Below are 12,371 nucleotides of genomic sequence, written 5' to 3' on the forward strand. Positions count from 1 at the left end.
CGGGGTTCGGTCTTGTAAAAATGGCGGGATTTCCTTCGGTAAAACCGGCTCGAAGAACGGAAAAGATAGAATATGCGGTAAGAGATATTGTCCTTACCGCGCAGGAGGCGGCCAGACGCGGACGGGAGCTCTTGTTTTTAAATATTGGTGACCCCATTCAGTACGATTTTGAGACTCCGCGTCCCCTTATCGAGGCTACTTATCGGGCCATGTGCGAAAACCTTACGGGTTATTCTGCTTCGTCCGGGGTTGACGAGGCCATTGAGGCCATCCGTAACGAGGCTCGACGTCACGGGTTTGAGCCGGTAGATATTTTTGTTACCACCGGGGCCAGCGAGGCTATAGATTTTGCCCTTACCGCTTTGGTAAACGCCGGCGAGAACGTCTTAGTACCTTATCCTGGTTATCCTCTTTATACCGCTATTTTGGCCAAGCTCGAGGCTCAACCCAATCCTTACTATCTCAAGGAAGAAGACGGTTGGCAGCCGGACCCTGAGGAGATAGAGGCCAAGATAAACGAGAATACTAGGGCCATCGTGCTCATAAATCCCAACAATCCCACCGGGGCTGTCTTTTCACGGGAGATTCTCGAGGCCATTGTGGAGATCGCCCGGCGCCACCATTTGGTGATCCTTTCGGATGAGATCTATGACAAATTGGTTTTCGATGGCCAGAAACACTATTCCATTGCGGCCTTGGCTCCGGATGTCCCGGTGGTGACTTTTAACGGTCTTTCCAAGTGTTATCTGGCCCCGGGTTTTCGCATCGGCTGGGGCATTGTTTCGGGACCGAAGGAGGTCGTAGAAGACTACATCGAGGCCATTCACAAGCTCGCTCGAGCCAGGCTTTCCACTAGTCATCCCAAACAATACGCTATTCCGGTAGCCTTGGACGGGGATCACGACCACCTTCCTCAGGTCTTGGAAAAACTTCGCCGTCGCCGGGACCTTACCTACAAGATGTTGAATGAGATTCCCGGCATCTCCTGTGTCAGACCGGAAGGGGCCTTTTACGCCTTTCCTCGCATAGAAGTTCCGGGAGTATCTGACCGGGAGTTCGTGCGTGAGTTGATTCTTGAGACCGGAGTGGTGGTGGTTCACGGAAGTGGTTTCGGCCAGGTTCCGGGTACGGCCCATTTTAGGGTGGTCTTCTTGCCGCCAGAAGAGGTCCTTTTCAAGGCCTATACGCGCCTAGCGGAGTTCGCGGAGAAGTTCTTCCGAAAATACGGTTTCAACGGGGCTTAAGGCCTGTGTAGATAGTAACTACTCCCAAGGTCAGGGGATAAGCCCTAATTCCAGTGAAACCGGCCTCTTCCATCCAGGCCATGACTATCTTGGGTTCTGGGAACTGATAAATGGACCGGGCCAGATAGAGATAAGCTTCCCGATCTCCGGTAACAAGTCCTCCTAATAGGGGCATACCGTAGCGGAGATAAAGGCGATAAAGGGGAGCAAAAAAAGGATTCCTCGGCCGTGAGAATTCTAGAATCACGGCCTTCCCTCCGGGCTTAAGGACTCTATACATCTCAAAGAGGCCCTTTTTCGGGCGGGCGAGATTGCGTAGTCCGAAGGCGATGGTAAGTCCGTAGAAAGTATTTTTGGAGAAGGGCAGTTCTTCGGCATCCCCACAGACCGCTTTGATAAGAGAAAGATTGGGGTTTTTGCGGAAGCGATAAAGACCATAGTGCAGCATTTCAGAGGTAATATCCAAGGCTACTACCGGCCTGGGATTTTGTCGTACAAGCTCTAACGAGAGAGCTAGGGTGCCGGCACAGAGATCAAGAAGGGGCCCCGGGAAATCAGCCAGTTCGCTGGCGGAGCGTTTGCGCCAGAAGGCATCTTGTCCGAAACTCCCTAAGCGGTTGACCAGATCATAGCCCCTAGTGACCCTAGAAAACTTTTCCTTTACGAAGCGTTTTTTATCTTCCATCATAGTTCCACAAAGGAAAGTCTTCGAATCTTAGAAATTTCTCCCCGTCTAGCAAGGTGCCTGAAGAAGACCTGAAGAGCCTCCTGTTTTAGACCTGAAAGATCGTACTCTAATCCCGAAAGGTAAGTTAAGGCTTCGGGATAACTCAGTTCTTCCGGTCGCTCTTTTTCAATGAGTTTATCCAAATGTGAGAGCCCTTTGGCCCGAGAGAGATATAGATTTCGGGCTAGAAGCCTCACAGTGTCCCCAAAAGCTTGAAGGGATTCTTTTCTTATAGCCAAGACCGCAAACACGAAAGGCAGTCCGGTTTTCTCGGTCCATATGCCACCCAGATCGAGGACGTTGGGAAAAGGGGGAGTTTTTCTCAGGATCAAGGCTTCATCTCCAATGGCCAAATATCCGAAATCAGTCTCCTCAGGCCGGCCCACGCGATAGAGGGGTCTTACGCCATAAAAGTCTTCCAGGAGGAGTTTCAGGAGGGCCACCGAGGTCTCACTTTCTGGCGTGAAGGCCACCGGTTTCCCCGACAATTCTGAAAGCCTCCCCCGAAAGAAAAAAAGCACGCTTCCCACCCGTCCAGTAGCACTTATGGAAAGATCCGGCAGAAGAAGCAATTCTTCGTGATACTTAGCATAGGCCAGGGAGGAGATGAGTCCGGCTTCGATTTGCCCTTGGGCTATCAATCGGTTGAGTTCGGCCGGGGGGGCGTAAGAGATTTCTATCTCCGATGGGAGATTTTCCGCAAGCCCATAGCGTAAGGGAGCGGTGTTAAAATAGGCTACCAATCCCAGTTTAAAGATCGACATAGAGGCGGACCTCGATCTTTTTAGGATTTTCAAGGAGACTACGGTATAGGTCTTTGCCCGTAGCAGGCGATCTTAAGGCCAACATTTCGGCACGCGCGCCGGGAAAAAGACCTCCCAGATCACTTCTCCCCAAGGCCTCAGCCCCCCAGAGAGTAGCCATGAGGAAGAAAATTTCGGGGGAAACTTCAGGATAAGCGTGGTAGAGAGCCTCCATTTCGGCAAAAATGGAGAGCCGATCGTTGCTAGCCAGACTGTCTGTGCCGAGACACGGTTTGAGACCCGCCCGAAGAAGTTTGGGAAGCGGGGGAAGCCCTACCCCGAGGAAGATATTGCTTCGGGGACAGAGACAGGGACGCACCCGGTGCCGGGAGAGGGTTTCGATGTCCTGGTCGCTTATCTGGACCACATGTACACAGATGGTCTTCTCATCCAAGACTCCCAGGCGTTCGAGATAGGCTACCGGAGAGAGCCCCGGGGCTCTGAAGCCCGCATGCCACTGCCCCCGTTCCTCAAGGAGAAACCGGATAGGACCGCTGCCATCCTTTAGAAAAAGTATTTCTTCCGGTGATTCGGCTACATGAATGGAGAGGGGCAGTCCGGCTCTACGGGTCCAACTCTTGATAGCCTGAATGAGAAGGGGAGAGACGGTGTAGGGAGTGTGGGGGGAAAGAGAATAAAGGAAGCGCCCGTTTGGGAAAGAGCCTTTAAGGAAGTTCTTGAGTTCATTTTTTCCCCGAAAGTCGATGATCTCCCTGAAATAGATCCCTATGAAAGGACTCTCTCGTAAAAGAGGGAGGGTAAGTCCGGTATTGCCAATATCTCCAACAATCCCTATTCCTTCTCTCCAAAGTTCTTTAAGGGCCTGAGTAGCGGCCTTCTGGGTTTCCTCTATCGAAAACTCGGCCCTTTTGCGAATAAGGGCCTTGACCCAGGAGATAAATGATCCTGAGGGTGTGAGCCGGAATCGGAGAACCGAGAGTTCAAGATGGGTGTGGAGATTGAATAGCACCGGAAGGAGAATCAAATCCGAAAGATCTACAGTCTTTCCAGAGAAGGTCTTTTTGAGGAGGCGATAGGGCCCTACTTCTACGATACGTCCTCCCCGAACCAGTACGGCCCCGTCTTCAATGGGCGAGGCCTTCATGGGAAGCACATACCGGGCCCGGAAAAGATGTGGTGTTAATGAGATAGGGAATGCTTCCATCTCATGCCACTAAGGAATAGTCCATTCGACGACGTCGAGGTTCGTAGCCAGCGTCCCGAATCAAACGCTGTATTTCATCTTCAGAAAGTCGGTGAGAAACGCCCGTAGCGGCCACCACGTTCTCTTCGATCATGGTGCTTCCGAAGTCGTTGGCCCCGAATTCCAGGGCTACTTGGGCCACCTTGGGCCCCTGGGTTACCCAGGAGGCCTGAATATTGGGTACATTGTCGAGCACGATCCGAGAGACGGCAAGGGTCTTGAGATACTCTACCGGGGTAGCCTTAGGGACGGATAGTTGGGTGTTGCCAGGCTGAAAGGGCCAAGGAATGAAGGCCGTAAAGCCCCCGGTTTCGTCCTGAAGCTCACGGATTTTTAGAAGATGCTCTACTCTTTCTTCTAAAGTTTCAATATGTCCGAACATCATGGTGGCCGTAGTTTTGAGACCGAGGTTATGCGCGATCCGCATGACCTTAAGCCATTCTTCGGCCGAACATTTATTGGGAGAGATCCTGTTCCTTACCCGATCTACCAGAATCTCAGCCCCCCCTCCCGGTATGGAGTCCAGCCCAGCAGCTATGAGCCGCTTTAAAGTCTCTTCAATTGAAAGCCCTGAAATCTTTGAAAAATAAACTATTTCAGGGGGCGAAAAGGCGTGGACGTGAATTTCCGGAAAGCGTTCTTTTATGAAAGAGAGCATTTCTTCGTAGAAGGAGAAAGGTAGCTCCGGGTTAAGCCCTCCCTGAAGGAGGATTTGGTAGCCCCCTAGGGCTAGGGTCTCCTCGATCTTGCGAGCCAATTCCTCAAAGGAGAGGACATATCCTCCCGCTTCTTCTGGACTTCGGTAGTAAGCGCAAAATTTGCACCCTGAAACACAGATGTTGGTATAATTAATGTTGCGGTCAACGATATAGGTCACGATAGGTTCGGGATGTAGACGCCTCCTAACCTCACGTGCTAGCTCTCCAAGAAGAAAGAAATCCGCGGAGAAAAGCTCCAGGGCTTCTTCTTTGTGGAGCCTTTCCCCGGAAAGGACTTTGTCTATCAGTTCTGGTTTTGGGGCCTGGCTCATGGTATTACAATTACCAGTCGGTCTCTGGCCCGTCAAATAGGAGGAAGATATGGTAGCCAAAACTAACGAGTGGCCGCCTGAGGAGTGGTTTGGAAAATTCTATCTTGCGGATCTCCATGTGCATAGCCGTTTCAGTCGGGCTACCAGCCGCGAGATGGGCATTCCGGCTCTCGCGCGGGTGGGTAAGGAGAAAGGTCTTTCCCTTATCGGTACCGGAGACTTTACCCATCCCGAATATTTCCGTGAACTCTGCGAGCTTCTTGAGCCTGCCCCCGAAGAGGGCCTCTATGTTTTTCGGGAGGACCCTGACGGACCTCGCTTCGTACTCTCGGCCGAGATTTCAAACATCTTTTCCGCCAACGGTAAAACCAACCGCCGCATCCATATTCTGATCCTGGCTCCTTCCTTGGAAGTGGTGCGGGAGATCAATCTGGCCCTTTCGCGCCTGGGGAATCTTTCCGCCGACGGCCGCCCCACATTCGGTTTTTCGGCCAAAAATCTGGTGAAACTCCTTCGGGAGATCTCGCCTGATATTCTCATCATCCCGGCTCATGCCTGGACGCCTTGGTACTCGGTCTTCGGAGCCTTTTCCGGATTCGATTCCGTGGAGGAGTGTTTCGAAGAAGAAGCCGAACATATCTACGCCCTGGAGACTGGACTTTCCTCGGATCCAGAAATGAACTGGCGGGTTTCGGCCTTGGATCGGTTTACTCTGATATCCAACTCCGACGCCCATTCTCCGTCCAAACTCGGCCGAGAGGCCAATGCCTTCTGGTTCCCCATGAGCTATCCGGCACTTGCGGAGGCCATTAAGACCGGAGATTTGGCTTTTACCGTGGAGTTCTATCCCGAGGAGGGCAAGTACCACTTTGACGGTCATCGGGCCTGCGGAGTGCTCTTTTCCCCTAAAGAGACCCGGGCCCACGGTGGCAAATGCCCGGTTTGCGGGCAGAGCCTTACCGTAGGGGTGATGCATCGGGTAGAGGCCCTGGCTGACCGTCCAGAAGGTTTCCGGCCTGAGGGGAAGCCCCTTTCGGTGCACCTGGTGCCCCTTGAGGAGATCATTGCCGAGGCCCTGGAGGTCGGTCCGCAGAGCAAACGGGTTAAGAAGACCTACCGCCAGCTTATCGAACTTGGAGGAAGCGAGTTTGCCATTCTGCTTGAGAAGGATCTCTCCGAACTTTCCGAATTTGTGCCTGAGAGGATTCTAGAGGGCATAAGGAGGGTGCGGGAGGGACGACTTTATATTCGGCCGGGCTACGACGGGGTCTATGGCGTCGTTTCCATCTTTGGGAAAGAGGAGCCTTCCGAGACCGAAACCGGACCTAAGCAACAGAGCCTGTTTTGAAATCGAGGGCTTCCTTGATGTCGAAGCCGGTTGGTTTCTGAAAGATCCGGAGCTCGAATTCCGGGGCCGCGGCGATGATATGGTCGAAAATATCGGCCTGGACTTTTTCGTAGGGCACCCACCGGGTATCGGCCACGAAGCAATAGATCTCAAGAGGTAACCCTTCGGCAGTGGGCTGGAGGTGTCGAACCATGAGGGTCATGTCCCTGCGAATCATAGGATGGGCCCGAAGATATTCCTCTATATAGATCCGAAAGGTTCCCAGGTTGGTGAGCCTTCGGCCATTTAAGGGAGAAGCCGCAGTATCAATGCCCATCTTGCGATTGTAGTCTTCTATCTCCTTTAGCTTGCGATCTAAGTAGCCCTTCAAGAGGTGGATTTTTTTGAATTTTTCAAGCATTCTTTCATCGCAAAATTTGACCGAACTCTGATCGATCAGGAGATGGCGTTTTATGCGTCGGCCGCCGGTTTTCTCCATGCCCCGCCAGTTCTTGAAGGATTCATCCATGAGACGGTAAGTGGGGATGCTCACGATGGTCTTGTCCCAGTTCTGGACTAGAACGTTATAAAGGGTCATTTCGATAACTTCGCCGTCGGCCCCGAACTGGGGGGCTTCGATCCAATCTCCGATGCGGATGAGATCTTGGGCGATGATCTGTAGGCTGGCCACAAAGGAGAGGATGGTGTTGCGGAAAACCAGGATGAGGATGGCACTCAGGGCTCCAAGACCGGAGAGTATGCCCCAAGGAGAGCGATCCAGGATGGTGCAGACGGCGATGACTCCGGCGGAAAACCAGATCAAAAACTTAAGGATTTGAATGTAGCCCCGGATGGGATGCCGTTTGGCAAAGGGTAAGCGATTATATATTTCCAGAAGCACGGATAGGCCACGATTTACGATGAGGGCTGCTACCGGAGCTAGTATGACTTCCGAGAGTTTGATCAGGAAACTGGAGATCTCTGGGACGAGCTGGCTTCCGTAATAAAGAACCGATAGCGGAACCAGGTAGGCCAGGGCCGAAAATACCCCGTGTTTCACCAGAAGGTCGTCTATGTCTGTGTGAGATCTCTCAGCGAATTGATGGATGATGGTCAACAGGAGTCGGCGGGTAAGCCAAAAGGTTATATAGGCTAGGAGGAAAAGAAGGAGGATTTTCCCAGAGATAATGGCTTCGTGAGGCAAATCTTTAAAGCTCATGAGAAGAGAGCGGCCTTCAGGGCTTCGGTCTTTTCAAAGGCCTCCACAATAGAAGGGAAGAGATCCGTTTCGGCCACACCGGCTGCCGAAAGCAAATTGTCCGGGATCTCGTAGGCAAAGACATCTGTTCCGGCTCCGAAACCCATAAGATTCGTAAGCGTGTTGGCGAGGGCCGTAAGGGCCGCCGTTCTGGTTTGAAGCATCAAGCTTTCATCGTGATGGGCTCGAACCGCGAAATAAACTTCTTTAGGAAACTCCCAACGGCGGAGAAGTTCCGCACCCACAATGGCATGATCTGCTCCCAGAACCATCCATTCCGCCTGCATAAAGGTGAGATCGGGATTTTTTTTGATGATGTCCCTAATATTTTCTAGCTCTCCTTCCACAAAAAGATCCAGGGCTATTTTGCCTATGTCGTGAAGGAGGGCCGCAGTAAAAAGATTTTCCGGTCGAGACAGGCCGGCTCTACGGGCCAGGGCTTCGGCCATGAGCCCACAAGAAAGTGAGTGGATCCAGACCTCGTGGGGGGTAAGCCCATACCCTTTAAGGGGCCGATTTAGGTATTTTCCGGTACAGGAGGCAATCAAAATGAACCTTATCTGGTTAATACCTAGGAGGGAAAAGGCCTGGATAAGGGTGTTTACCTTGCGAGGGAGACCGAAGGCTGCTGAGTTCACCAGTTTTAGGAAATTGGCCGTTATGGCAGCGTCGTGTCGTACGATCTTTTCCAGTTCCCGAAAATCTACGTCTTCTTGCTGGAGGAGACGTAAAGCCTTCTGGGCGGTCTCAGGGAAGTTGGGGATGTGATCCAACTTTTCAAAAATCTGATCTAGAATGGCTGAGGCCCCCTGACCGCTCACCAGGACTCCACCTTGTCAAAGGTGTAGACTTTAAGTCCTTCTTTTAAGGAGACTTCTATTCTTCTTGGAAAGGGATCGCCCACCTTTTCAGCTAAGGGAAAAATGCCTAAACGTTTGAAGAAATAACGGGCAGCCCCTACGTTTTTGGTTCCGATATCAAGCCATTTGGGAGTTTTTCTGAAACGTCCTCCTCCAGCCACCACAATTTTGGCTTTGTTAAGATCCCCGCCGCGATTTTTGAACTCCTTAAAAAACGCTGGAAGACCTTCCTCGGCAAAAAAAGCCGTAAAGCCTTCCGGGGTGGCCAGCCCACGGGCTTCGGGAAGAATATAATGTAGTAGACCCGCGAGTTTAGCTTCGGGATCGACAACCCCTATGGCTACGCAAGCTCCGAGATTTGGAGTGTAAAGGATCTCAGTAAGGGAATCCGTAAATTTGAAAGTGCCCTTTTCAACTAAAATCCTCATCAAGGTTATCTTGCCTTAATCTTCCAAAATTCGCAAGAGCTTAGTGGGAGCCGTTACTACATCCAGTTTGTCAATTTCTGACAGGGCCTTTCTTACTGCGGACTCTTCGGCCTCATGGGTGAGCATTACGATGGGAACCGACCCTCCAATCTGCCTTCCTTTCTGTATTACGGAAGCGATACTTATGCCATGTTTCCCCAGAATCCCGGAGATTTTGGAAAGCACTCCCGGACGATCCACCGCTGAAAATCGAAAGAAATAGCGTGAGACGATCCGTGGCATAGGTTTTATGTCCAGAGGCGTCTCCCGGTAGAGGATAGAGGTGGGCTTGGCTCCGGAGATGATGAGTCTTGCGGCGTCGAGGAGGTCGGCCACCACGGCGCTGGCCGTGGGCTCGGCTCCGGCTCCGAGACCATAAAGCATGATCTCTCCCACGAAATCGCCTTTAAGTAAGAAGGCGTTATAAGCCAGGCGTACTGAAGAAAGCATGTGTCCTTCTGGAACCAGGGTGGGATGCACCCGGACTTCGACTTCCCCTTCTTTTTCTCTGGCTATGGCGAGAAGCTTGGTCAAGAAACCAAACTCCTTGGCAAAGGCCAAGTCCAGAGGCTCAAGGCCTTCGATGCCTTCTACATAGACTTTTTCAGCGGGTACGAAGCTTCCGTAGGAAAGTGTAGCTAGGAGGGCTAGTTTGTGTGCGGAATCCATCCCGGAAATGTCCAAAGTGGGATCGGCCTCGGCGAATCCGAGCTTCTGGGCTTCGACTAAGGCCTCTTTGAAAGAGAGTCCGCTTTCCTGCATACGCGTAAGAATGTAGTTGCAGGTCCCGTTTACGATAGCGGTAATGGTTTGAATACGGTTGGCGGAAAGACTCTCCCTTAGGGTCTTTATGATGGGCACACCGCCACCTACAGCAGCTTCGAAAAATAACCCTCGGTCTGCGGCCTCCGCCGCTTGGAAGACCTCCGGGCCGAATTCGGCTAACACGGCCTTGTTGGCCGTAACCACGTGTTTCCCGGCCGAAAGGGCGGAAAGGATGTAACTTTTGGCGGGTTCAATACCTCCCATGAGTTCGCAGACGATCTCGATTTCCGGGTCCTCAAGGATTTCCTCCGCCCGGGTGGTAAGTGTTCCATCCGGAACGGAAACCGGACGCGGTTTTCCGAGATCCCTGACCAGGATTTTCTTGATCGTCAGTCGTGAACCCGTCTTCTGGGCCATGAAATCGCCATTTTCAGAAAGAAGACGATAGACCCCAGAGCCTACTACTCCCAATCCAAGAAGCCCTATTTTTATTTCCCGCATCAAGCCACCTCCGAGAGCCTGAGTCTCTCGGCCCAGCGTTCAGAAAGTACAAGTTTGAGCGGCTGGTGTTCGGGTTTAGCGAGAGCTGGGTCTTCTTCAAGGATCCGAAAGGCCTCCTCACGGGCAGCTAGTAACATGTCGTAGTCCCTTATCATATCCGCTCTCCGAAACTCCAGATATCCATGTTGTCTGGTGCCCAGGAATTCTCCGGGGCCTCTAATCTTGAGATCTTCCTCCGCAATGCGAAAACCATCGTTGGTTTCGGTAAGCACTTTGAGCCTCCGCCAGGCCTCACTTCCCGGTGATACCTCATGGGCGACCAAAAAGCAATAGGATTGGCGTTCGCTGCGTCCCACCCGCCCCCGTAATTGATGGAGCTGTGATAGTCCAAATCTTTCAGCATGTTCGATTACCATCACTGTAGCCTCCGGTACGTCCACCCCCACTTCGATCACGGTGGTGGAGACCAAGATTTGGATATCTCCCCGCTTGAAGGCTCGCATAACTCGCTCCTTCTCTACAGGGCTCATGCGCCCGTGAAGGAGACCTACCTCGTATTCTGGAAAGACTTCCTTCTGTAACTGTTCGGCCATCTCGGTGGCCGAAAGGAGGTCTAGTTTCTCAGACTCTTCGATCAGGGGCAGGACTACATAGGCCCGGTGTCCCTTGTAGATCTCTGTCCTTACCTTTTCATAGACCACACCCCGGGAATGGGCGGAAAAGAGCTCGGTCTTGACCGGTTTTCGGCCGGCCGGGAGTTCGTCGATGATGGATACGTCGAGATCGCCGTAAAGCGTGAGCGCCAGGGTGCGAGGGATGGGGGTGGCGGTCATGACCAGGGTGTCGGGTGAGACCCCCTTGGCCTTCTCCCTTAAGGCCGCCCGCTGGAGAACTCCGAAACGATGCTGTTCGTCGATTATGACTAGCCCTAGGCGTTGGAATTCCACGTCCCCCTGAAAGAGGGCGTGGGTCCCGATTACGAGTTGAATATGTCCCAGAGCCAGGGCCTGTTTGATCTCTCGCTTGCGGGAGGGCGGAAGACCTCCGGTGAGCAGCGTAGCCTCTACCCCGGCCAGCCCGCAGAGTTCCCGGAATCCGGTGTAGTGCTGCTCAGCCAGGATCTCGGTGGGGGCCATGAGGGCCACTTGATAACCGTTGTCAATAGCTATCAGGGCCGCCACGAAGGCTACCACAGTCTTTCCACAGCCCACGTCCCCCTGAAGTAGTCGGTTCATGGGTACCGGCCGGGACATGTCCCGTTTGATCTCTTGAAGGGCTCGTTCCTGGGCCCTGGTCAGCTTGAAAGGGAGTTTGGCGAGAAAGGCCTTGGCCAGGTCGGAATCGATGTTGAAAGCGATACCGCTGGCCTGCTTGACCTGTGAACGCCGAAGCCCTAGGGCCAGCTCCAGGAAGAAGAATTCGTCAAAGGCCAGGCTCTTGTGATAGAGACTGCGCTCGCCCGCCAGGGCCTGGAGGTCGGCGTTTTCCGGAGGAAAATGGAGGGCTTTTACAGCTTCGGATAGAGGAAGGAGGCTCCGACGTCTGAGGATCTCATGTGGAATGAAGCTTGTGAGTTTTTCGGCGTGTTCTTCTACGGCCCGTCTCACAATTTTTCGGATGACTTTGGGAGAAACACCTTCAATGGTGGGATAGAGGGGAAGGATGCGCCCTACGTGAAGCTCTAGGCTGGGATCCTCAGGATCTTCCACTTCAGGGTGGACCATTTCGAAACGTCCTCCGAAACGGGATACCGGTCCGGAGACAATGACCGTTTTTCCGGGGCGGAAAAGATCCCGCAGGAGGGTTTCCCGGAAGTGGAACCATTTGAGGGCCAGGATACCCGTGCCGTCACTTATCAGGGCCTCGAAGACCCGGCGGCGTTTGAACTGCACCGGGCCGGAGAGGATCACTTCTCCCTTGACCACGGCCGTTTCTCCAAGACGGAGATCGCGGATGGGGGTGAACCGTCGGCGATCTTCGTAACTTTTGGGAAGGAAGTATAGAAGATCTTCTATGGTGTGGATATCACGACTTGCGAGCCTGGCGGCAAGTTTCGGTCCCACACCTTTAAGATACTGGACCGGTGTGCGAAGTTCTTCTCTCCACTTTTTGTAGGTTTCGAGGTCGGGATAGGGAGGAAATTCGGGCTCCAGGTCCTGGTACTCTTCAAAATTTTCGGAAAGCT

Annotated in this window: 11 protein-coding genes; 2 read left to right on the forward strand and 9 right to left on the reverse strand. The window is 52.8% G+C overall.

The genetic code is table 11. The features are described 5' to 3' along the window. Positions 1–20 precede the first annotated feature (20 nt). Positions 21–1,244, forward strand: coding sequence for an aminotransferase class I/II-fold pyridoxal phosphate-dependent enzyme (locus TDIS_RS09540; RefSeq protein WP_068671660.1), 1,224 nt, complete (start codon positions 21–23; stop codon positions 1,242–1,244). Here the strand turns inward: TDIS_RS09540 and TDIS_RS09545 are convergent. Genes TDIS_RS09545 through mqnC form a run of 4 tightly spaced genes read right to left on the reverse strand, consistent with a single transcriptional unit; the run spans position 1,231 to position 5,008 of the window. Further along, the gene (locus TDIS_RS09545) at positions 1,231–1,932 is read right to left on the reverse strand and encodes a ubiquinone/menaquinone biosynthesis methyltransferase (protein ID WP_068671661.1); all 702 of its coding nucleotides are present in this window, start codon (positions 1,930–1,932) and stop codon (positions 1,231–1,233) included. The two genes, TDIS_RS09540 and TDIS_RS09545, sit on opposite strands and share 14 nt — an antisense overlap. After that, the gene (locus TDIS_RS09550; protein ID WP_068671662.1) at positions 1,929–2,735 is read right to left on the reverse strand and encodes a menaquinone biosynthetic enzyme MqnA/MqnD family protein; all 807 of its coding nucleotides are present in this window, start codon (positions 2,733–2,735) and stop codon (positions 1,929–1,931) included. The genes TDIS_RS09545 and TDIS_RS09550 overlap by 4 nt, the downstream gene beginning before the upstream one ends. After that, positions 2,722–3,939: an amidohydrolase family protein gene (locus TDIS_RS09555; RefSeq protein WP_068671663.1), complete on the reverse strand. Its 1,218-nt coding sequence runs from the start codon at positions 3,937–3,939 to the stop codon at positions 2,722–2,724. Before TDIS_RS09555 ends, TDIS_RS09550 begins: the two co-directional genes overlap by 14 nt. A 1-nt stretch (position 3,940) precedes the next feature. Then, entirely contained in the window at positions 3,941–5,008 is a 1,068-nt protein-coding gene (gene mqnC / locus TDIS_RS09560; protein WP_068671664.1) for a cyclic dehypoxanthinyl futalosine synthase, read from the reverse strand. Positions 5,009–5,057: 49 nt separating this feature from the next. Between mqnC and TDIS_RS09565 the strand changes: the two genes are divergently transcribed. Next, a complete protein-coding gene (locus TDIS_RS09565) occupies positions 5,058–6,356 on the forward strand; it encodes an endonuclease Q family protein (protein ID WP_068671665.1) in 1,299 nt (432 codons plus the stop codon). Here TDIS_RS09565 and TDIS_RS09570 read toward each other — a convergent pair. The 5 genes from TDIS_RS09570 to recG form a co-directional block, all read right to left on the reverse strand. After that, complete coding sequence (locus TDIS_RS09570; protein ID WP_068671666.1) at positions 6,334–7,554, reverse strand: mechanosensitive ion channel family protein; 1,221 nt, start codon at positions 7,552–7,554, stop codon at positions 6,334–6,336. The two genes, TDIS_RS09565 and TDIS_RS09570, sit on opposite strands and share 23 nt — an antisense overlap. After that, on the reverse strand, positions 7,551–8,414 hold the full coding sequence (locus TDIS_RS09575) for an HDOD domain-containing protein (RefSeq protein WP_068671667.1): 864 nt from the start codon (positions 8,412–8,414) through the stop codon (positions 7,551–7,553). The genes TDIS_RS09570 and TDIS_RS09575 overlap by 4 nt, the downstream gene beginning before the upstream one ends. Next, the gene (locus TDIS_RS09580) at positions 8,411–8,881 is read right to left on the reverse strand and encodes a chemotaxis protein CheD (protein ID WP_068671668.1); all 471 of its coding nucleotides are present in this window, start codon (positions 8,879–8,881) and stop codon (positions 8,411–8,413) included. The genes TDIS_RS09575 and TDIS_RS09580 overlap by 4 nt, the downstream gene beginning before the upstream one ends. A gap of 15 nt (positions 8,882–8,896) precedes the next feature. Continuing rightward, on the reverse strand, positions 8,897–10,186 hold the full coding sequence (locus TDIS_RS09585; RefSeq protein ID WP_068671669.1) for a homoserine dehydrogenase: 1,290 nt from the start codon (positions 10,184–10,186) through the stop codon (positions 8,897–8,899). After that, a partial coding sequence (gene recG / locus TDIS_RS09590; RefSeq protein ID WP_208595699.1) for an ATP-dependent DNA helicase RecG occupies positions 10,186–12,371 on the reverse strand: 2,186 nt, incomplete at its 5' end. The genes recG and TDIS_RS09585, both read right to left, overlap by 1 nt.

This window comes from Thermosulfurimonas dismutans (assembly GCF_001652585.1).
Lineage (GTDB): Bacteria > Desulfobacterota > Thermodesulfobacteria > Thermodesulfobacteriales > Thermodesulfobacteriaceae > Thermosulfurimonas > Thermosulfurimonas dismutans.

Excerpts from the sequence above, each read along its gene's own strand:
- TDIS_RS09540 (WP_068671660.1), top strand. The coding sequence starts at position 21 with ATGGCGGGATTTCCTTCGGTAAAACCGGCTCGAAGAACGGAAAAGATA.
- TDIS_RS09545 (WP_068671661.1), bottom strand. The coding sequence starts at position 1,932 with ATGATGGAAGATAAAAAACGCTTCGTAAAGGAAAAGTTTTCTAGGGTC.
- TDIS_RS09550 (WP_068671662.1), bottom strand. The coding sequence starts at position 2,735 with ATGTCGATCTTTAAACTGGGATTGGTAGCCTATTTTAACACCGCTCCC.
- TDIS_RS09555 (WP_068671663.1), bottom strand. The coding sequence starts at position 3,939 with ATGGAAGCATTCCCTATCTCATTAACACCACATCTTTTCCGGGCCCGG.
- mqnC (WP_068671664.1), bottom strand. The coding sequence starts at position 5,008 with ATGAGCCAGGCCCCAAAACCAGAACTGATAGACAAAGTCCTTTCCGGG.
- TDIS_RS09565 (WP_068671665.1), top strand. The coding sequence starts at position 5,058 with ATGGTAGCCAAAACTAACGAGTGGCCGCCTGAGGAGTGGTTTGGAAAA.
- TDIS_RS09570 (WP_068671666.1), bottom strand. The coding sequence starts at position 7,554 with ATGAGCTTTAAAGATTTGCCTCACGAAGCCATTATCTCTGGGAAAATC.
- TDIS_RS09580 (WP_068671668.1), bottom strand. The coding sequence starts at position 8,881 with ATGAGGATTTTAGTTGAAAAGGGCACTTTCAAATTTACGGATTCCCTT.
- TDIS_RS09585 (WP_068671669.1), bottom strand. The coding sequence starts at position 10,186 with ATGCGGGAAATAAAAATAGGGCTTCTTGGATTGGGAGTAGTAGGCTCT.